The organism is Nocardia jejuensis NBRC 103114 (assembly GCF_001613145.1).
In the GTDB taxonomy this organism is placed as follows: Bacteria; Actinomycetota; Actinomycetes; order Mycobacteriales; family Mycobacteriaceae; genus Nocardia; species Nocardia jejuensis.
The window spans coordinates 126,876-146,191 of record NZ_BDBU01000008.1 but is presented as its reverse complement, the minus strand read 5'-3'; the positions used below and the strand labels follow the sequence as shown (position 1 = coordinate 146,191).

The 19,316-nt window shown below is 67.0% G+C and carries 19 protein-coding genes; 3 read left to right on the top strand and 16 right to left on the bottom strand.

Annotated elements, in window-relative coordinates; all coding sequences use genetic code 11:
• Nucleotides 1–359 precede the first annotated feature (359 nt).
• Nucleotides 360–2,399, top strand: a complete 2,040-nt coding sequence (locus tag NJ1_RS07335) for an SDR family oxidoreductase (RefSeq protein ID WP_067689198.1) — start codon at nucleotides 360–362, stop codon at nucleotides 2,397–2,399.
• Nucleotides 2,400–2,493: 94 nt separating this feature from the next.
• Here NJ1_RS07335 and NJ1_RS07330 read toward each other — a convergent pair whose 3' ends face one another.
• Complete coding sequence (locus NJ1_RS07330; RefSeq protein WP_067689195.1) at nucleotides 2,494–3,063, bottom strand: cutinase family protein; 570 nt, start codon at nucleotides 3,061–3,063, stop codon at nucleotides 2,494–2,496.
• A gap of 358 nt (nucleotides 3,064–3,421) precedes the next feature.
• On the opposite strand from NJ1_RS07330, the gene NJ1_RS07325 reads away from it, so the two are divergent.
• Nucleotides 3,422–4,834 carry a WS/DGAT/MGAT family O-acyltransferase gene (locus NJ1_RS07325; RefSeq protein WP_067689192.1) on the top strand — a complete coding sequence of 471 codons (1,413 nt, stop codon included), beginning with the start codon at nucleotides 3,422–3,424 and terminating at the stop codon, nucleotides 4,832–4,834.
• Between the two features lie 13 nt (nucleotides 4,835–4,847).
• Here the strand turns inward: NJ1_RS07325 and NJ1_RS07320 are convergent, their stop codons facing one another.
• Both NJ1_RS07320 and NJ1_RS07315 read right to left on the bottom strand, forming a co-directional pair.
• Nucleotides 4,848–5,777: an alpha/beta fold hydrolase gene (locus NJ1_RS07320; RefSeq protein WP_245717261.1), complete on the bottom strand. Its 930-nt coding sequence runs from the start codon at nucleotides 5,775–5,777 to the stop codon at nucleotides 4,848–4,850.
• 155 nt (nucleotides 5,778–5,932) lie between these two features.
• Nucleotides 5,933–6,841 carry an expansin EXLX1 family cellulose-binding protein gene (locus NJ1_RS07315; RefSeq protein WP_067689190.1) on the bottom strand — a complete coding sequence of 303 codons (909 nt, stop codon included), beginning with the start codon at nucleotides 6,839–6,841 and terminating at the stop codon, nucleotides 5,933–5,935.
• Nucleotides 6,842–7,041: 200 nt separating this feature from the next.
• On the opposite strand from NJ1_RS07315, the gene NJ1_RS07310 reads away from it, so the two are divergent.
• On the top strand, nucleotides 7,042–7,899 hold the full coding sequence (locus NJ1_RS07310; RefSeq protein WP_067689187.1) for a cyclopropane mycolic acid synthase family methyltransferase: 858 nt from the start codon (nucleotides 7,042–7,044) through the stop codon (nucleotides 7,897–7,899).
• 55 nt (nucleotides 7,900–7,954) lie between these two features.
• Here NJ1_RS07310 and NJ1_RS07305 read toward each other — a convergent pair whose 3' ends face one another.
• The 13 genes from NJ1_RS07305 to NJ1_RS07245 form a co-directional block, all read right to left on the bottom strand.
• Nucleotides 7,955–8,581 carry a TetR/AcrR family transcriptional regulator gene (locus NJ1_RS07305; protein WP_067689184.1) on the bottom strand — a complete coding sequence of 209 codons (627 nt, stop codon included), beginning with the start codon at nucleotides 8,579–8,581 and terminating at the stop codon, nucleotides 7,955–7,957.
• Nucleotides 8,578–9,159 carry a TetR/AcrR family transcriptional regulator gene (locus NJ1_RS07300; RefSeq protein ID WP_281202091.1) on the bottom strand — a complete coding sequence of 194 codons (582 nt, stop codon included), beginning with the start codon at nucleotides 9,157–9,159 and terminating at the stop codon, nucleotides 8,578–8,580. Before NJ1_RS07300 ends, NJ1_RS07305 begins: the two co-directional genes overlap by 4 nt.
• A gap of 56 nt (nucleotides 9,160–9,215) precedes the next feature.
• Nucleotides 9,216–9,998 carry a hypothetical protein gene (locus NJ1_RS07295; RefSeq protein WP_084477836.1) on the bottom strand — a complete coding sequence of 261 codons (783 nt, stop codon included), beginning with the start codon at nucleotides 9,996–9,998 and terminating at the stop codon, nucleotides 9,216–9,218.
• A 13-nt stretch (nucleotides 9,999–10,011) separates the two neighbouring features.
• A complete protein-coding gene (locus NJ1_RS07290; protein WP_067689178.1) occupies nucleotides 10,012–10,962 on the bottom strand; it encodes an MlaD family protein in 951 nt (316 codons plus the stop codon).
• Complete coding sequence (locus tag NJ1_RS07285; protein ID WP_067689175.1) at nucleotides 10,959–11,966, bottom strand: MlaD family protein; 1,008 nt, start codon at nucleotides 11,964–11,966, stop codon at nucleotides 10,959–10,961. The genes NJ1_RS07290 and NJ1_RS07285 overlap by 4 nt, the downstream gene beginning before the upstream one ends.
• Nucleotides 11,963–12,907: an MCE family protein gene (locus NJ1_RS07280; RefSeq protein WP_157573817.1), complete on the bottom strand. Its 945-nt coding sequence runs from the start codon at nucleotides 12,905–12,907 to the stop codon at nucleotides 11,963–11,965. The genes NJ1_RS07285 and NJ1_RS07280 overlap by 4 nt, the downstream gene beginning before the upstream one ends.
• A complete protein-coding gene (locus NJ1_RS07275; RefSeq protein ID WP_067689171.1) occupies nucleotides 12,907–13,908 on the bottom strand; it encodes an MCE family protein in 1,002 nt (333 codons plus the stop codon). Before NJ1_RS07275 ends, NJ1_RS07280 begins: the two co-directional genes overlap by 1 nt.
• Nucleotides 13,905–14,912 carry an MCE family protein gene (locus tag NJ1_RS07270; protein ID WP_067689168.1) on the bottom strand — a complete coding sequence of 336 codons (1,008 nt, stop codon included), beginning with the start codon at nucleotides 14,910–14,912 and terminating at the stop codon, nucleotides 13,905–13,907. The genes NJ1_RS07275 and NJ1_RS07270 overlap by 4 nt, the downstream gene beginning before the upstream one ends.
• A complete protein-coding gene (locus tag NJ1_RS07265) occupies nucleotides 14,909–15,937 on the bottom strand; it encodes an MlaD family protein (RefSeq protein WP_067689167.1) in 1,029 nt (342 codons plus the stop codon). Before NJ1_RS07265 ends, NJ1_RS07270 begins: the two co-directional genes overlap by 4 nt.
• Nucleotides 15,938–15,940: 3 nt before the next feature.
• On the bottom strand, nucleotides 15,941–16,810 hold the full coding sequence (locus NJ1_RS07260; RefSeq protein ID WP_084477835.1) for an MlaE family ABC transporter permease: 870 nt from the start codon (nucleotides 16,808–16,810) through the stop codon (nucleotides 15,941–15,943).
• Nucleotides 16,810–17,625, bottom strand: a complete 816-nt coding sequence (locus NJ1_RS07255; RefSeq protein ID WP_067689295.1) for an MlaE family ABC transporter permease — start codon at nucleotides 17,623–17,625, stop codon at nucleotides 16,810–16,812. Before NJ1_RS07255 ends, NJ1_RS07260 begins: the two co-directional genes overlap by 1 nt.
• A 271-nt stretch (nucleotides 17,626–17,896) precedes the next feature.
• Complete coding sequence (locus NJ1_RS07250; RefSeq protein ID WP_067689165.1) at nucleotides 17,897–19,129, bottom strand: NAD(P)/FAD-dependent oxidoreductase; 1,233 nt, start codon at nucleotides 19,127–19,129, stop codon at nucleotides 17,897–17,899.
• Nucleotides 19,126–19,311 (bottom strand): rubredoxin, encoded by a 186-nt coding sequence (locus tag NJ1_RS07245; protein ID WP_067689163.1) that lies wholly within the window; start codon nucleotides 19,309–19,311, stop codon nucleotides 19,126–19,128. Before NJ1_RS07245 ends, NJ1_RS07250 begins: the two co-directional genes overlap by 4 nt.
• Between the last annotated feature and the right edge of the window lie 5 nt (nucleotides 19,312–19,316).

Sequence of the window (19,316 nt, the reverse complement as noted above, 5' to 3'; positions counted from 1 at the left end):
GCGATTCGGGCAAATAGGAGGTTCCGCCCGATAGCGCGAATGCGCCGCAACTCGGTGACGCCGCCCACAAGACAACTGACCAACTCGCCGAATTACGTATGAGTCGAAGAGTTACACCAAAATCCTTGTAACACATACCAACTCGAATTGGCCCGTGGTGACCAGTCCCACACGGTCGAATCGGCGAGAAAGTTGAACGGCCAACCCGGCCCACGGTAAAGTTACTCACCAGTTAGGCACGACGGTGTTCCTACCGAGGCCCGACATTCTGATAAGGCCAATTCTGATCGTCCACATCCACCGACGCATGTCGGACGAACAACGTTGTCTACCAACGAGTTCGTAATTTAGGAGGGTCGATGGTTTCCTACATCGTCACGGGCGGAACCGGATTCCTGGGACGGCGCGTCGTCGCAGGACTGCTCGACAAGGATCCCGAGGCCGTGGTCCACGCGCTGGTGCGCGAAGCCTCGGTCGCCAAGCTGCACGAGATGGCTCTCGGATGGGGCGCCCAGGACCGCGTCTTCCCGCTGGTCGGCGACCTCACCGCGCCCGCCTTGGGCCTGGCCGACGACGCCCCGCGGGCCGATCACGTCATTCACCTCGGCGCCGTCTACGACATGACCGCCGACGAGGACATCACCTACGCCGCCAACGTGCAGGGCACCCGCGCGGTCATCGACTTGGCCGTCGAACTGGGCGCGGTCCTGCACCACGTCTCCTCGGTCGCCGTCGCCGGGGATCACCGGGGCAAGTTCTTCGAGGACGATTTCGACCTCGGCCAGCAGCTGAACTCCCCGTACCACCGCACCAAGTTCGAGGCCGAGAAGCTCGTTCGCGAGTCCCACGGTCTGCGCTGGCGGGTGTACCGCCCGGCCATCGTGGTCGGCGATTCCCGCACCGGCGAGATGGACAAGATCGACGGCCCGTACTACTTCTTTCCCGCGATCGCCTCGCTCGCGGCACTGCCGTCGGAACTGCCGCTGCCGCTTCCCGATCTGGGCGCGACCAATATCGTGCCGGTGGACTATGTCGCCGCCGCCATGGTCGAGCTGGTCACCAAGCCCGGCATGATCGGCCGCACGTTCCACCTCACCAACCCCGACCCGCAGCCCTTCACGCGGATCTACGGCGCTCTCGCACGCGCGGCCGGAGCCCCGGCCGGCATCGGCGCGGTGCCCGGATCGCACGGCGCGCTGAACGCGCTCGGCGGCCTTCCCGGCGTGCCCGCACTCCGCGATTTCATGCTGGAGCGCTTCGGCATTCCCGCCGAGGTCGCCCCGCACACCGCCTTCGAATCGGAGTTCGTCTCCGAATCCACCCGGGCGCTGCTGCGCGGCATCGAGGTCCCGGCCTTCGAGGACTACGCCGACAAGCTCTGGAGCTACTGGCACGCACACCTGGACCCCGATCGGGCCCGCCGCAGCGCCGGCGACGTCCTGGGCGGGCGCATCGTGCTGGTGACCGGCGCCTCCTCGGGCATCGGCCTGGCCACCGCGCACGCGGTCGCCGCACGCGGCGCGACCGTGCTGATGGTGGCCCGCACCCCCGAGGACATCGAGGCCGCGGCCGAGCAGGTGCGCGCGGAAAGCGGTGCCGCACAGGCGTATATCTGCGATATCACCGATGAGAAGTCGGTGGAGCTGCTCGTGAAGCAGGTGCTCGCCGATCACGATCATGTCGATTTCGTGGTGAACAACGCGGGCCGGTCGATCCGCCGCTCGGTGCTCAACTCGACCGACCGGATGCACGATTTCGAACGGACCATGGCGGTCAACTACTTCGGCGCGGTGCGGCTGATCCTGGCTCTGCTGCCGTCCATGCGGGAGCGGCGCTTCGGCCACTTCGTGAACATCTCCTCCATCGCGGTGCAGACCAAGGTGCCGCGCTTCGCGGCCTACGTGGCGAGCAAGTCCGCACTGGACAACTTCAGCGAGATCGCCGCGGTCGAGAATGCCGACGCCGGAATCACTTTCACCTCGGTGCGGATGCCGCTGGTGCGCACCCCGATGATCGCGCCCACCGACATCTACCGCTCCATCCCGGTGCACACGCCCCAGCAGGCGGCCGACATCGTGGTGCGCGCCCTGGTACACCGGCCCAGCCGGATCGACACTCCCATCGGCACTTTCGCGCAGGTGGTGGATACGGTCATGCCGTCGGTGAAGCGCGCGATCCTCTCGCAGGGCTTCCGGATGTTCGGTGAGTCGAAGGCCTCACATCGCGGCACGGCGACTCTCCCGCAGAACGGCGGCTCCGGCGAGAAGGAGGAGACCGCGACCGAGAAGCAGGAATCACGCAGCCCGCTGCTGGCGCTGGCTCCGATCGTGCAGCCGCTCATGGGACTTCCGTCCTCGGCGGCCCGCTTCACCAACGCGATTCCCGGCCTGCACTGGTAATCGACTTCCGACACGACGACGTTCGGCCCGGCGGGATCACTCCCGCCGGGCCGAACTCATCGAGACGCCCGAGCCTCGTAGGGCCCGACCCTCTCTAGTACACGCGACCGGCGGCGAAGTTCGCCGCGGCCACGAAGCTGCCGCCGTAGGACACGTGCGCGGGGGCGTTCATGCCGCCGCCGCAGACGGGATCACCTGCGGTGCACCAGTTTCCGGTGCGCCCCAGCCATCCGCCCGGCACGGTCCAGCCGATCAGGCGCATGGGATCGCCGAACAGCAGCACCGAGGAGACCCGGTCGGCGAGATAGCCCGGCAGCTGCACGTGCCCCGAGACCGCGCCGGTCCCCAGTGCCGCGTGCACGACGGCCGCACCCTGCGAATAGCCGACCAGGATGAACTGCTGATCCGGGCACGCCGCCGCCTGGGCACTCACGTGGGACACCAGATCCGCACTGCCCCTGCCGATATCGAACGAGTAGTCCGCCGGATAGGCCACGGAGTACGCGCTCGTGGAGACCCGCGTCCGATCCTGCAGCATGCCGTACAGCGGATCACCGACCGCGCTGCCGAGCCATCCCGGCTCGCCCGTCCCGCGGGCCACCACCACGTCCACCGCGGCGCAACCGTCCGCGTGCGCCCGCGGTAGCGGGAGGAACACACCCATCGCTATCAGTGTGAGGACGAAAAACCAGGCCGTGCGCCGGTTCCCGGTCCGTGCAGTGCTGTTGCGCGAAGACACCTTTCGGTCGCCCATTGCTCTCACCCTCTCACGCCGTTGTGAGCGGCCGGGTGACTCTTGTCAGTGACAAGTGGCACTTCACCCGGCCATGTGACCCAAGGTACGAACCGGGTGGTACGTCGGCAACGTGTTCTTCGGAGAGATACCCATTCGGTGCGAAACCGCATCACTGTCAAACTTGTTATATACAAGCTACTTTGAGGCAACAAACCGGCATCGGACGGTCTCGGCGGACTACCGCGAACCCGGCGCAAAATGGAACGCGTTCTCATAGTGTGTTGATATGGAACGACTTACAGGACTCGATGCCAGCTTCCTCTATCTCGAAACCGACACTCAACTACTGCACGTCTGCGCACTGCTGATCCTCGATCCCACGGCCGACGGCGGGGAATTCGAGTACGAGCGTTTCAAGGCCGAACTCGGACAGCGTCTGCACCTCATCCCCGCCATGACGCGACGGCTGCACACCGTCCCGTTCAACCTCGATCATCCAGTGTGGGTGGACGATTCGAAGTTCGATCTCGACTACCACGTGCGCCGGGTCGGGCTGCCCGCGCCGGGCGGGCGTGACCAGCTCGCCGAGATCACCGGCGACATCGCCGGACGAGCCTTGGACCGGCGGCGTCCGCTCTGGGAGATGTGGGTGGTGGAGGGACTGCCGGGCGGCAAGGTCGCGGTCGTGTCCAAGTACCACCACGCCATCGTGGACGGCATCACCGGCACGAACATGATGATGCACCTGTGCGATATCGAGCCCGGCGTGCACTATTCGCCGCCGACCGAGATCGCCGCTCCCGAACCGGAACCCAATGATCTGCTGCTGGCCGCCGAAGCCGTGGTCAAGTTCCCGGGCAAGCTCGGCATGGTCGGCATGGTCCCGCAGACCGTCGGAATTCTGAGCGGCCTGGTGCAGCGGCGACGCGATACCGGGAGCCGCGGGATGGCGCTGCCGTTCACCGCACCGCGAACGCCCTTCAATCTGGCGATCACCCCGCATCGGTCGATCTCCTTCGTGCAGAGCGAACTCGCCGATATCAAGGAGATAAAGACCGCGTTCGGGGTCAAGGTCAACGACGTGGTGCTCGCCGTGGTCGGCGGCGCGCTGCGCAGCTACCTCGAACTGCACGGCGAACTGCCCGAAACCTCACTGGTGGCCTCGGTTCCGGTCTCCACGCACGACACCTCCCGGCACGAGGCGGGCACCAACAAGGTCTCCACCATCTTCGCCCGGCTCTACACCGATATCGAGGATCCGGTCGAGCGCCTGCTCGTCATCGCGCAGGACAATCGCGGCGCCAAACAGGAGCACAACCTGATCGGCGCGGACTTCCTGCAGGATTGGGCGAAGTACGCGCCGCCCAACACCTTTCAGCTCGCCGCGCGCGCCTACTCCTCGCTCAAGCTGGCCGAACACCATCCGGTCGTGCACAACCTGGTGATCTCGAATGTGCCCGGGCCCAACTTCCCGATGTATTTCCTGGGCGTGCGGGTGTCCTCGATGTATCCGTTCGGGCCGGTCTTCCACGGCGCGGGCCTCACCGCCACGGTGATCTCCAGCAACGGCAACCTCGACTTCGGTTTCATCGCCTGCAAGGAACTGGTGCCCGATCCGTCGAAGATCGCCGATGCCGTCTCCGAGGTGATCACTCAGCTGCTCAAGGCGGCCCGGGAGACACCTCCGTCCGAAACGTGATGCGTCCCAAGCATTATCGCCGTTCGACCACCGCTTGACAGGCCTCGAGGAACACGGGGACAAAGACGTCCGCCTCGAGTGCGCAGGCCGCGTGGCCGCCCCGGACCAGGAAGATCTCCGCTCCCGGAATCAGTTTCGCCATCTCCAGCTGCCGATGCACCGGCAGCGCCCGATCCCGCGTGGTGATCACCACGGCGGTCGGCACCTTCAGGGTCGAGAGCCACGGCGAGGCGTCGAACCGCCCCAGCACCGCGATCACCCGGGCCAGCGCCCAGCCGCTCGTGCTGCGCATCTCCGACATCGCCCAGCGATCCATCCGGCCCACCGGCCACGTGGACGCCGGCAGCTCCGGCAGCTTCCCCCAGCGCAATCCGGCCCGGCGCAGCGCGACCTCGGACACCGAATCGGTCAGCGCGCCCCAGCCTCGATGAAAGGCTCGCTCGCGGCGCGTCTCCTGGAACTTGTAGGTGGTCGCGGCCAGCACGATGCCGCCGATCCGATCGGGATGCCGGTGCGCGACCAGCTGAGCCACCACTCCGCCCATCGAGTAGCCCGCCACGATCGGGCGATCCAGCTCCAGCAGATCGGCCACCGCGACCACGTCGTCGGCCAGATCGTCGAGATCGAAACGCTCGGACTGGATTCCGTGCCCGTGCCAGCGCTGATCGAACAGCACCACGCGGTAGCGCTCGTTGAGCTCCTTCAGCGTGGGGAACCAGTTCAGCATGGCGGTGGTGGACGCGCCGTGCAGCAGCACGATCGCCGGAGAGTCCGCGGCCGGGCCGGGCAGATCCACCAGGTAGGTGCGGCCACGACCGGGCAATTCCACCATCGAGCCGACCGGCACCTCGGTCAGTCGCGCGATCCGCGGCGACAGCCGCCGACCCCGGCGACCGCCCTCGCGCATCTCGTCCGCGGCCCGTTCCGACATGGGTTTCGTCATCGAATGCCTCCCCGGCGCACGCCCGTTCCGCAGCGGTGGATTTCACCGTCCCGTCGGGCGGAAATGGAACACGTTCCACTCGATGATGCCATAGATGGGCGGTATTACCGCGACGCTGCGGGTCAAGGTCACAGTGTGCCCGCGAGCACTCCGCCTCAGGACTTGCAGGTATCGGGTGCCGGGACCACGGTCGTCACGACCACCACCGGCGGCGGGGCGGTCACGGGGGCGAGGGGCGCCGGGGCATCGAGGCTGTACAGACGAATTCCGGTGTGGCGCAACTGCCCTGGCTCGATCGTGAGATTCGGGATGAGCGCCTCGTGCCCGTACACGTCGGTGACGCGCGCGGTGAACGGGCCCGCGCCCGCACCCGAGACGGACCAGTAGTTGTCGTAGCCGCGACGCAGGTTCCGCCAGTCGCCACCGGACTCGGCACGCAAGTCCACCTGACGGATCGGGTTCCCGCTGCCGGAAAACAGTAACCCGATCCAGTCCGCCGAGGAGCTCTGCTGCACCCGGTAGAAGAGCTCCGGCGCGGGATTGGGATCACGGACGCGATTGATCCGGATCGGCGCGACGCCGTCGTGCGTGTTGGCGATGGCCTCGAAGGTGGCCCGGCTCAGGTCGTATTGGTGCGGCGCACACCCCGGACAGCGGTCCACGATCTGCGCGCGCACGCTGCCCAGCGGACCGTCGATATCGACATAGGTGCCGCACGGCAGCGAGCCGTCGTACTCCCCGGTGGGCACTCCCACGTAGTAGCCGTCCAGCGGCAGATCCGGCAGTGAGCAGGCCACGGCGGGGGTGAAGGCGTAGAAGCGCGCCTCGCCTCGCTCCGGCACCGGGGGCGCATCGGTGGACGGAATCTGCTGCGGGATAACCGAATCGGGCGCGACCGACGCGGGCACCGTCACCCATGTCGTGGTGGGTGCGGCGGAGCGGCACGAGACGGGTTGCGGCCGGACCATCCAGGTCACCGCTCCCACCACTACCGCTGCCGCGAGCGCCGTCCACAACCAGGGCCGGCCGGAACGTACCTCGGGTTCGAATCCGGTGCGGTGCATGACCGTTCCCCAACCTCCGAGTGATGTTTGCTGCAACGATGCTGAGCTCTCTTCAGGAAACCAGCAGCGATCGTTTCGCAGGGCACGAATCGAAAACTCGACGGGGAACACGCGGCGTGTCCACGGCGTGTCTCAGATCTAGAACCGCGGACGGGCGCCGTCTCGTATCTCCTGGCATCCGCAGACGTCAGGAGTCCGTCATGGTCCGCCTCGCACCCTTCTACCGGCAGGTGCAATCGCACTACGACCTGTCCGACGAGTTCTACGCGCTGTTCCTGGATCCGTCCATGACCTACAGCTGCGCGTACTTCGCACACGAGGACCACTCCCTCGCCCAGGCCCAGCAGGCCAAGATCGACCTGGCCCTGGGCAAGCTCGATCTGGAGCCCGGGATGCGGCTGCTGGACATCGGATGCGGTTGGGGCGCAACGATGATCCGAGCGGCGCGCGACTACGGCGCGCAGGTGGTCGGGCTGACCCTGAGCCGCAATCAGTACGACTACGTGAACGCCCGGCTCGAACACGAGGGCATCACCGGAGCGCAGGTGCGTCTACAGGGCTGGGAGGAATACGACGGCGAGGCCGATCGCATCGTCAGCATCGGCGCGTTCGAGCACTTCCGCACGGAGCGCTACGGGGAATTCTTCGAGCGCGCGCACGCCATGCTCCCGGACGGCGGCCGGATGCTGCTGCACACCATCATCGGGCGCACCCTCGCCGAACTGCGTGCGCTGGACGTGCCGGTCACCCGCGAGGACGCGCTCTTCCACATCTTCATGAAGCGCGAGATCTTCCCCGGCGGCCAACTCCCCCAGCCCGGCACCGTCACCCGCACCGCCGAATCCAACGGTTGGCACACCGAGCGCATCCAGTCACTGCAACCCCATTACGCCCGCACCCTGGACCTGTGGGCCGAATCCCTGCGTTCGCACCGCGACGAGGCCGTCCGCCTGACCTCCCGGGAGGTCTACGACCGCTACCTGAAATACCTCACCGGCTGTGCGCACTACTTCCGGGCCGGGCATCTGGACGTCATGCAGTTCACCCTCGCCACGTAGCACTCGGCGGCGAATGCCGGATGTTCGCGGACTCCATCTCGAGTACTCGAGATGATCAGGCCGGCACACCCAGGGCCGTTGCGAGAAAGTCGGTGAGCTGGGCTCGGACCCGATCCTGGCTCAGGCCGTCGGCCCCGGCCCGCAGCGCCGAGAACAGGGCCGAGACCAGCACCGACAACAGCACCTCCCCGGAGATGTCGGCATCGATGGTGGCGTCCAGAAAGCCGAGCGAGATGCCGCTGTCCACCTGCTGCACGGCCTGGCGGGCGAAGTCGCGCGCATTGCGCATACAGCGCTCGATGACGTGCTCGTCGATCGAGGAGGCTTCCAGCAGAAGGAAATTCACCAGTCCGGGCTCCTGCTCGACCAGGTCGTAGCACCGGTCGACGACCCGGGCGTACCGATCGCAGAACGCGGCCAGGGTGTGCGGGCGGTCATCGCCCTCCGGGCCCAGCAGCCGTGCGCGGATATGGGCGAAGCAGTGATCGATGACCGCGTCGAGTATGTCGCGCTTGTTGTGGAAGTAGTTGTAGAAGGTGCCGTGACTCACCCCGGCGGCACGCGCGATGTCGTCCACGCCGATCGTGCGAAAGCCCCGGCTCACGACCAGGTCGTAGGCCGCGCGCACCAGGTCCGCGCGGCGAAGCTCCGCGCGGGCGGCACGGCGGTCGAGCTCGGTCACGACGCCTGCCTCGTGCTCAGCGCCTTCCCCAGCACCCGCAGCACCGCCGCGGTGTTGCGGATCCGCGCTTCGGGGTTGCCGCCGCCGAGCAACTCCCGCAACAATCCGGGGCCGACCAGGGTCAGAATGGTGTGCCCGAGCACCTCGGGATCGATATCGGGCCGGATCCAGCCCTGTTGTATCCCGCGTGCGAGTTCACCCGCGACCACGGCCGCCGCAATGCCCTCCAGGCCCAGCAATCGCTGTGCCAGTTCGGGATCGATCGCTCCGGCCTCGACCAGCAGCAGGCGCAGCAGCCGGGGTTCACGCTCCAGCAGCGCGAAGAGCCGCTCCACCGCGGCCCGCACGCAGTCCACGAGATCCTCGACACTCGACGCGGTACCGACCAATTCGGCGATCCGGGCGGTGTCCATCACCTTCTCGATTCCGAAATCGACCACGTGGTCCAGGATTTCGCGCTTGCTGCCGAAATAGCGGTACACGGTGCCCTGACCGATCCCGGCGAGCGCGGCTACCTCGGAGATGGCGGCGCCCTGATAGCCGCGGGTCGTGAAGACCTCGTACGCGGCTTCGACGATCTGGCGGCGTCGCAGCAGCGGAAGTTCGCGCTGCGGCGGCCGGCCGATACGGGAGGCTATTTCGCGGCTCCGTCCTTGGCGGCGGGAAGCTTTGCGGGAGAGTCCTTCTCGCCGTAGTCCACCACCACCCAGTCGCCGCCGTCACGGCCCACCGTCACCACCAGCAGATTGGGCTTGGTGACCGCCTCGGCCTGCTGGACGTTCTGGGTGCGCTGGGTGGCGAAGACCGTCACCGTGTACTGGTCGCCGCCCTTGGCCTCCACCGAGGTGCCCAGCACCTGGCCGGTGGCCACCACCTGCGCCTGCGTCATGATCGCGGTGAGGGTGTCGTGCACCTCGACATAGCGGTTGCGCAGACTGTCCGAGGCGCCGCGCTGCACGCCGTCGAAGAACGCGGGCAGGTTCTTGTAGTCGTAGGTCAGCGAGCGCAGGGTGTAGTCCCGGGCGACCTCGCCCGCGCGCTCCCGGTCGGAGTTCGACGTTTTCAGCGCATCGAGATCGCCTGCTGAACCCTTCCACAGGACGCCGAACGTGATGGTCGCCACCGCCAGGATCGCGGCCGCCGCGATGAGGACCGGATAGGCGCGCTCCCGGAAGGATTTGGACGGGAGGGCTTCCGGCATGGGTGTGGACGGCGCGGCCGCAGCGGGCCTCGCCGGCGACGGCGGCGCCGGGACCTCGGCGGGGGCCGAAATCTCATCAACGGCCGGGATCTCATCGACAGCCGGGGCCTGACCACCGGCCGAGGTCTCGACCGGCGCCGTGGTCTCGGCGGTGTCCTCGTCCGCCGTTTTGCCCAGCGACACAACCGGTTCCGGAGTCTTGTCGGTCTCGCTCACGAGTGCCTTCTCTCTATCGGGGGACGTCGATGCCGACATGGGCCGCGCCGTCGCCGGGGAACACCGTGGCCAGCAGGTCCACGATCGATCCGGCGTCCACGCGCAGCGGTTTGACCACGCTGGTCGACGGTTTCAGCGCGGTGGCGATGAAGCCCAGGTCGGGGCCGATCAGGGCGAGGTAGTCGTCGATCTTGGTCACCAGCGGACCGATCGGATCGTCGAAGATGTGCTCGCCGACGTTCGAGTAGTTCTGGAACGCGGCGATGATATGCAGCAGTTCCGGCAGCGCGGAGTCGATATCGCCCGCCGCCGCGCTCAGCCCGGGCGCACGACCGTCGAACCGATCTCCGAGGGTCTGCAGATTCGTGTACAACCGGGCGATGGCAGCGCGCTTGTCGTGCAACAGATTCGCGGTTCCGACCAGGGCCTTGGTCAGGTTCGCCACGTCGGCGTCGCGACCCTCGAAGCCCGCGGCGACGGTGGTGGCCAGATTCGTGAGTTTCGCCGGATCCAGTTGCGCCGTCAGGGCATCCAGCTTGGACAGGGCGTCACCGACCGTGGTGGCGGTGCGCACCTGGCGGGTCGGCACGCTGCCGCCGTCACGCAGGAACGGCCCCGCCGAGCCCGTGGGCCGGAAGTCCAGGAACTGCTCACCGGCGGCCGAGAGGTTCGAGATCTGCACCGGGCTGTCGACGGGAATGCGGTACTTCGAGTCGTATTCGACCTTCACCGCCAAGCCCCGCACGGTCGCGGCGATATCGCGCACCTTCCCGATGGGCAATCCGCGCAGTGTCACCTCCGAGGTCTTCATGAGGCCACCCGAGGAGTCCAACAGCACTGTGACCGTGTTGGTTTCGCGGCGCGGATCCAGATTCAGCACCCCGACCGCCATATAGCTGCCGCACAGCAGGGTCAGCACGGTCAGCAGGGCCAGCGACACCGGCCCGGAGAAGGAGAGTTTCACGGCGTCATCCCGATCGAGCGCAGGGTGGCGATGAGCTGGTCCGCCTGCACGTCCGCCGATGCCCGGCGGATGTTCACATCCGGTGCGTTCAGCAGCGGAATCAGCTTCTCGCGCAACAGGGTGTCGAAGGTTTCCAGGTTCTCGCCCACGGTGATGTCGGCATAGCCGACGGTGAGCGCGGCGGGCGCGAGGATCGACACGATCGATTGCAGATCACCCACGTGCGGCAGCAGCAGATCCCCGACATTGCGGGCCAGTCCGCCACCGCTGATGATCAGCTTCACCACATTGAACAACACCCCCGACAGGCCCGCGGCACGGTCGGGACCGAGGGTCAGAATGCTGTCCACCGCACCGCGTCCCGCCTCCAGGCGGCCCGAAATCTGCTGTGCCGAAGCGAGAATCCGATCCAGATCGGCGGTGTGCGCGGCCATATCGCTCAGCGCCGCCCGCCCCGCCGTGTTCACCCGATCCAGTTCGGCCGGATCGGCCGGGAACGCCGCGTTCACGTCCTCGACGACCTTGGCCACATCCGCCCAGCGGCCACCGGTCACGATGTTCGACAGGGCCCGCAGAATGTCCTCGACATTGGTCGCGGGCACGGTCTGCGATGCCGGAATGACGTCGCCGTTCCGCAGGAATCCGGTGTCGGCGTTCTTCGGCGCCTCCAGCGCGATGTGGATATCGCCGAGAATGGTGCTCTGGCGCAGTTCCGCGGTGGAGGACTTGGACAGCTTGGCGTCGCTGTGCAGTTTCACCGTCGCGACGGCGGTGCTGCCGATCAGATCGATATGGTCGAGCATGCCGATCTCGACGCCGTCGGCGATGACCTTCGCCCGATCCGGCAGGTTCAGCACGGAGCCGAATTCGATTCGGACGGTGTAGGTCTCGCCGCTGGGGTAGGTGCCCGGGATCGGGATGTCGGTGGCCTTCACCCCGCAGCCGGTCAGCACCAGCGTGAGCGCGGTTAGTGCGGGCACCGCCTTGATCAGGATTCGTCTCATCGGGCACCGGCCTGCGGTAGCTGCGCCGCCAGCGGCGGCAGTTGCGCGAGCAGATCACCGATGTCGCCCTGATAGCGCTGCACGAAATCGTGTGCCTGCGGGAGTATCTGGTCCAGGAACGCGAAGACCTGCTCGTCGTACTTGCCGACATTGCGCGCCAGCACCGGCAGGAACTCCACCGCGATGTCCACCGCACCGGCGAACTCGGTGGAGAACTCCCCGATCAACTGCAGGCCGTTGCGCAGATTGTCCAGCACCGCCGCCATATCGGGCCAGTTGGTGATGAACATGGTGGTGAGCTGGTCGAGGTTGTCCACCAGCCGCCGGAACACCACATCCTTCTGCGCCGGATCGCCGACGACCGCGGACAGTCGCTGCAGCAACTGATTCCAGTCCTGGCCGGTGCCGTCGAGGGCGTTGTTCGCCGCGGTGAGGGTGTCGTTCAGCAGGGTGTCGGGCTTACCGTCTCCCGCGCTGCCACCGGTCAGATCCCCGGCCAGTCTGCCCATGGAATCGAGCGCCTCACTGATCCCGATCGGCGTCCTGGTGTGCTCGAGCGCAATGCATTTCGCGGTATCGAACCGTGGGCCCGCGGTGTACGGCCTGGTCAGTTCCACGTGCCGATCGGTGACGATCGAGCTCGACATGGTGACGGCCTCGATATCGGCGGGCAGGGTCACCTTCTCACCGAGCGACATGGTGACCCGCATGCGGTCACCGAGCGCTTCGATCTTCGACACGGTGCCGACGTCCACACCCAGCATGGTCACGCTGTTGCCTTCGTACAGGCCGACGGTATCGGTGAACTCGGCGCAGACGCTCTGCGTCGACTCGCGCACCGTGCTCGCCCACGTCACCCCCGCCACACCCGCGGCGACCACCGCGACGGCGACGCCAGCGGCGAGTCCCGCTCTGCCCCAGCTTTTTCCAGCCCACCGCATCAGCACGCCCTGCCTTCGAACGGAATACACACCTGCACGCCCTGGGCGAGTTGATCGATCTTCACCTGGGTCCCGAGCATCGCGGTCAGCTTGGCGATCACCTCGCGCAGCCCGTTCACCACGGTGTCGAGCCGGTTCGGATCCTCGAAGAGTTTGGAGAACAGCTGCTCGAGCTGGGTGACGGACGGTTCCAGGGTGTCGCCGTAGGCCATGATCGGCCGGTGCAGCACCACAAGCAGCCGTTTCACCAGGTTGAACGCATCGACCACGTCTTCCTTGCGGCTACCGAGCCGATCTGCGACGGTGCCGAGCTGCCGGACGAAGTCGGCCACCACGGCCTTGTCGTCCGCGATGGCGGCGACGTATTCGTCCGATACCTGTAGGGCCGAGTCGAGTTGCCGGGTGCGATCGGCCAGCAGACCGGTCAGCTCGTTGGCATTGGAGATCACGCCCCGCAGCGCGTCCGGTTGCCCGCTCAGCGCCTTGTTCAGTTCGGCGATGGTGTCGCGGGTGGTGCCCGCGTCGACCTTGCCGAAGATGGGGGTGCCCTTGTCGAGGATGTCGCTGAGCTCGAACGGGGTCGTGGTGCGTTCGGGCGGAATGTGTTTCGAGCCCAGCGTCTTCTCGCCCGCCGGAGCCAGGGCCAGGTAATGCCCGCCGATGGGAGTCAGCATCTTGACCTCCACCGCCGACAGATCACCGACCCGCACATCGTCCTTCACGGTGAAGCTCACCTCGACGTGGTCACCGACCAGGTCCACCGCGCTGATCTTGCCGACATTGATGCCTGCCACCCGGACCTCCTCACCGGGCCGGGCACCGCCGGAGATCTTGAAGTCCGCCACGTAGGTGCGCTGTCCGAACGGGATCACGTACAGCGCCCCCGCGGCCAGCAGCAGGACCGCGCAGATCGCGACTCCCGCTATACCCCAGCGCAATTGGTTCGGCTGGTCACCGCGACCGGCGATCAGATCGCCGGCATAGGAGATCAGAGCCTTCATTTGCACACCACCAGGTTCTGGGTGGACAGGATGACCTCCGCGAGCGCGGGCATGGCGGCCTCCCCGTTCGAGCACGAGATCCGCGGTTTCACACCCTGGCCCGGAACGGTCTCGTTCAGACCGGTGACCAGTTGCGGTGTGACAGCCAGGATCCGGGTGAGTTGGTCGGTCTGCGGGATCAGCCGTCGCAGCAAGCCGTCGACCGGACCGTAGGCCGTGTCGTAGGCGTCGCGCGTCTCCTCCAGCAGTGGGATCAGCGGGGCCAGTGTGGACTTCACCGAATCGATGGCGGACAGGATGGTGTCGGTCTTGCTGGTGAACTGGGTCAGAATCGCGCTCAGCTGCCGCACCAGATCCCCTACGGCCTGGGATTTTCCGCCGATCGCATCGGACACCAGACCGAGATTGCGGATCAGCAGCACGATCACCGCCTCGCTGTTGCGGGCGTGCTTGGTGAGCTTGTCCAGGTCCGCGAGCACCGGTCCGATACCGGACCCGTCGCCCTGGATGACCCGGAGCAGGTTGTTGCCGAACTGGTTGAGCTGCTCCGGATCCAGAGTGTCGAACATCGGCTTGAAGCCGTTGAAGAGCTTGGACACATCGAAGCTGGGAATGGTGCGCTCGACCGGAATCGTGGACCCCGCCGCCAGTTTCGTGCCGCCCTGCCCCTCGGGCAGCAGCTCGACATAGCGCTGCCCGATCAGGTTCTGGTACCGCACCGCGGCCTTGGTGCTCTGGTAGATCGGCCGGGAATCGTCGACGGTGAAGTGCACGCGGGCCCGGACTCCGTCCAGCGCCACCGTTTCCACCTTGCCCACCGCGACACCGGACATGCGCACCGAATCACCGGCGAACAGACCCGAGACATCGGTGAACACCGCGTCGTAGGTGACCTTCCGGCCCGGGATCGGAGTGCGCAGCGCGGTGATGATGAAGGTCGAACAGGCCGCCACCACCAGCAGGAACACCGTCAGTTTGAGCGAGGATCTGAGCACATCGTTCATCGCGCGCCTCCGTCCAGCGAATCGGCCAGGTACGGCATGGTTCTCACGATCAGCTCCAATTGCAGCTGCACCTTGCCGTCCACCACCGGCAGCGCGCCGTCCACGGCCCGCAACAGGTTCGGGATCCGGTTGTATGCCGGTGTGACAGTGCCGAGCGACACCGAGATCGGCACCGCCAGATCCAGCACCGAACTCAGCACCGCCGCCAGCTCCGGATCGTGTTTCGTCAGCAGATCCGAAATCCCCAGCAGCACTGTCTGGTCCACGCCGTCGGTCGCCTTGTTGGTGCGCGCCTGGTTCACCGCGTCACCGAAATAGGCGCTCTGCTCGAGCACCCCGAGCACCGCGTGCCCGGCCGAGGGGGTGAGGTCCGCGAACGCGCCGGTCATATCGGCGCCGATGCCGAGGTAGTGCCCCAGCGGGGCCTGCTGCCCCTCGGCCAGCATGCGGGCGGTCTCGAAGAACGAGCGCAGCACCGGGGTCAGGCTCGCGGCATTGTCGAGCATCAGATCGATGAGCCGGTGCACCGCATCCGAATCCAGCACCTGGGTGAGCCGGGCCGCACGCCGGAAAACCCCGGCGACGGTCGCGTTCGTCGCGCCCTCGCCGATCGAGAGGACCGCGTTCTCACGCAGTGGCGCGCCCCCGTCGGCAGCCACCAATTCGATTGCGCTGGAACCGAAGACATTCGAGGAAGTGAAGCGCGCGGTCACGCCCTCGGTCAGCGCGCCCGCCTGGCGGCGGTCGATGTCCAGATCGATGCGCTGATGCCCGTAGCCGACGGTCTGCACCGCGCGCACGGTGCCGACCGCGTACCCGCGGAACTTCACCTCCGCGCCCGGCGCGAGCCCCTCACCGAGGGTGGACGCGTCCACCGTCAGCGCGAACCGGTCCGAGAACGAGCCGCGCGCATACGAACTCACGATGACCGCCACCGTCACGATGACGACCGCGAAGGCGAGTCCGCGCGCCCGCAGCGCCCACCGTCCGGCACTGCGCCCGGAGTGATCCTGAAAAACGCCCATGATCTACCCCGAGATCCGAATGCCGACATCCAGGCCCCAGATCACGATCGTCAGGATCATGTCCAGGATGACCACCAGCACCAGGCTGGCGCGAATGGCCCGGCCCGAGGCTCGGCCCACGCCCTCCGGGCCGCCCGAGGCGTAGAAGCCCTGGTAACCGTGGATGAGAATGATGGCGACCACGAAGATCGTCGCCTTGAGCAGTGAGGCCAGCACGTCGCTGGGTTGCAGGAAGGCGTCGAAGTAGTGGTAGTAGGTGCCCGAGGACTGCCCGTGCAGCACGTTCACCACTGTCGCGCACGAGAGGTACGACAGGATGAGCGTGAGCAGGTGCAGCGGCACGATGGTGATCACGCCCGCGATGACGCGGGTGGTCACCACGAAGGGCATCGGCCGGATGCCGATCGCCTCGAGCGCGTCGATCTCCTCGGAGATGCGCATGGAGCCGATCTCGGCCGTCATGCGGCAACCGGCCTGCGCGGCGAATCCGATCGCCGCCACCATGGGCGCCATCTCGCGGGTGTTGGCGTAGGCCGAGACGAACCCGGTGAGCGGACCCATGCCGACCATGTTCAGCGCGGTGAAACCCTCCACGCCGATGGAGCCGCCGACCGCGATGCCCAGGAAGGCCAGCACCGCGACGGTGCCGCCGCCCACGATGATCGCACCCGAGCCCCAGGTGATGTCGGACAGGATGAGCATGGTCTGGCGCCGGTACACCCGCAGCGTGTGTGGGATGGCGGCCAGTACCTCGTAGACGAAAGTCGCCTGGTGCCCGAGTGTTTCGAACACCGACATGGGTGCTCGCACACCGCGCTCGGCGATCTTGCCGACCACGCCGAGCGGTTGATAGCGGGCGGGAGTCTGCGTCATCAGCCCACCTGCGTCGGCAGGAACATCGACACCAGCTGCGTGATGACGAGATTCACGCCGAAGGCCGCGATCACGCCGATCACCACCGCCGCGTTCACCGCGTTGGCCACGCCCTTGGGACCGTTCTTGGCCTCGAGACCGCGCTGGCAGGACACGATCAGCACGATGATGCCGAACAGGACCGCCTTGAGAATCGCCACCCCGAGGTCGCTCATCTTGGCGAACGCCGCGAAGGCGGACAGGTAGCTGCCGGGCGTCACGCCCTGGAAGCCGACGGCGATCACGTATCCGGTGAACACGCCCATGAAGATGATCAGCATGCACAGCAGCGGCGTGAGCACCAGCATGGCCGCCAGGCGCGGTGCGACCAACCGGCGCACCGGGTCGATGCCCATGACGCGCAGCGCATCCACTTCGTCGCGGATGGTGCGTGCGCCCAGGTCCGCGGCGATGGCCGAACCCGCGGCGCCGCCGAGCAGCAGCGCGGTGACCATGGGCGCGCCTTGTCGAATGACCCCCAGCCCGCCGGCCGCGCCCGAGACCGAGCTGGCCCCGACCTGCTGGGTCAGGCTGCCGACCTGGACCGCGACGATCACGCCGAACGGAATCGATACCAGCACAGCGGGAATCGCGGTCACGCTGACGATGAACCACCCCTGCTGCACCGTGTCACGCCACGGATGGCGCAATCCGGCGATGTCGGTGAACAGGTAGCGAAACGCCGCCACCGCCAACTGGAGTGTGCGTCCGAAGGTGCGCAACCCCGAGAGCACGAACTCGGTGCCCTGCCGTACCAACGGCTCCGGCCCCCGAATAACCTTGTCGACCAATGCCTACCACCCCGCTGACCCCACGTTGGCCGGAGTCGATCCCGACCGACTGGGACACTAATACAGTTTCCCGACTGACGTGTCAGTCTTCACTGGTTTTCCTCGATCCTTGACCCGCGCGCGGATACGGGTGAAGAATGCGCGCCCGCGGGCGCGCGATTTACGGGGCGGCAGTTTCAGCAATACACGGGCAAACGAAAAGCCATTGAACGAAGAAATTCGTTCAATGGCTTTTCACATTTTGCGGCCGGTTAGCTCAATTCGATAGAGCCACCGTCTCGATACCGGTCGCCACCGCGCCGAGTGCCAGCGATTCATCGGCGCAGGCCACCGGATCGAGGTGCGCATGCTTCCCGATGAGATCCCGGGCAGCCCGGATATCCGCAGGTCGACCCACCCCTACCGCGCCTACCAGGCGCCCGCCACGCAGTCCCAGCACGGTGATCGCGGGGTCGTCGAACGACCCGCGTACGACGAGTTCGTCTTCCTCCCGAATATGGCCCGCGAACTGCAGACTCAGCCCGTATTGCATGGACCAGCCCCACGACACCTCGGGCGTTCCGGGCGATATACCGAGCATCGACTTCGCGGCGGCCGCACCGTGGGCCTGTGCGCTGTTCCAATGTTCCTCACGCACATGAGCGCCGCGTTCAGGATCGAAACGGGTCGCCACGTCACCCGCGGCGAACACCCCCTCGACCGAGGTGCGATAGTGCTCGTCCACCACGATTCCGTCGTTCACGAGCAGTCCGGCGCTCTCGGCGAGACGGGTGTCCGGGACAGAGCCGATCGCCACCAGGGCGGCGCCGGCCCGCCACGTACGCCCGTCGGCGGCGACGGCGAGCACCCCATCCGGATCCTGCTCGACACGGTCGAGCAGCACCTCGGTGCAGATCTCGACGCCGTTCTCCGCGTGCAGGTTTCGATAGAACTCCCCGAGCAACTTCGGGGCGACCCGGTCCAGCGGCGTGAGTCCGGCGTGCAGAACGGTGACTTCGGCCCCCAGAGCGCGGGCGGTGGCGGCGACCTCGCAGCCGATCAGACCGCCGCCCACGATCAGCAGCGAGCCGGCGGCGAGTGCGGCGCGCAGCGGTTCCACCTCGGCCCGGGCGCGCAGCACATACGCTCCCCCGCTCGTCCCCGGCAGCGGGCGAGCACGCGCACCGGTCGCGAGAAGCAGCGTGTCGTAACCGATTTCGCTGCCGTCGGCCAGCACCACCCGGGTCCGATCGACGTCGAGGCGCTCGACCACGACACCCGGACGCAGATCGATCTCGCGCGAGCGCCAGAACTCCGCGTCCGCGATGAGGGTGCGGCGTTCCTCGGCGGTGCCGGCGAGCAACTCCTTCGACACCATGGGGCGTCGGTAGGGCAATCCCGGCTCCGCGCCGAGCAGCACGATCTCACCCCGATAGCCCTCGGCGCGAAGCGTTTTGGCGGCGGTGGCACCGGCGACGCCGGTGCCCGCGATCACGATGCGGCCGTTCACGCGCGGCTGACCTCGACCATGTCGAAATCGGCTTTCGCGGCGCCGCAGTCCGGGCACGACCAGTCCTCGGGGATGTCGTCCCAGCGGGTGCCGGGCTCGATGCCGTCCTCGGGCCAGCCCAGCGCCTCGTCGTACTCGAAGCCGCACTGCACACAGCGGAAGAGTCGGAAATCGGTAGTCATGACGG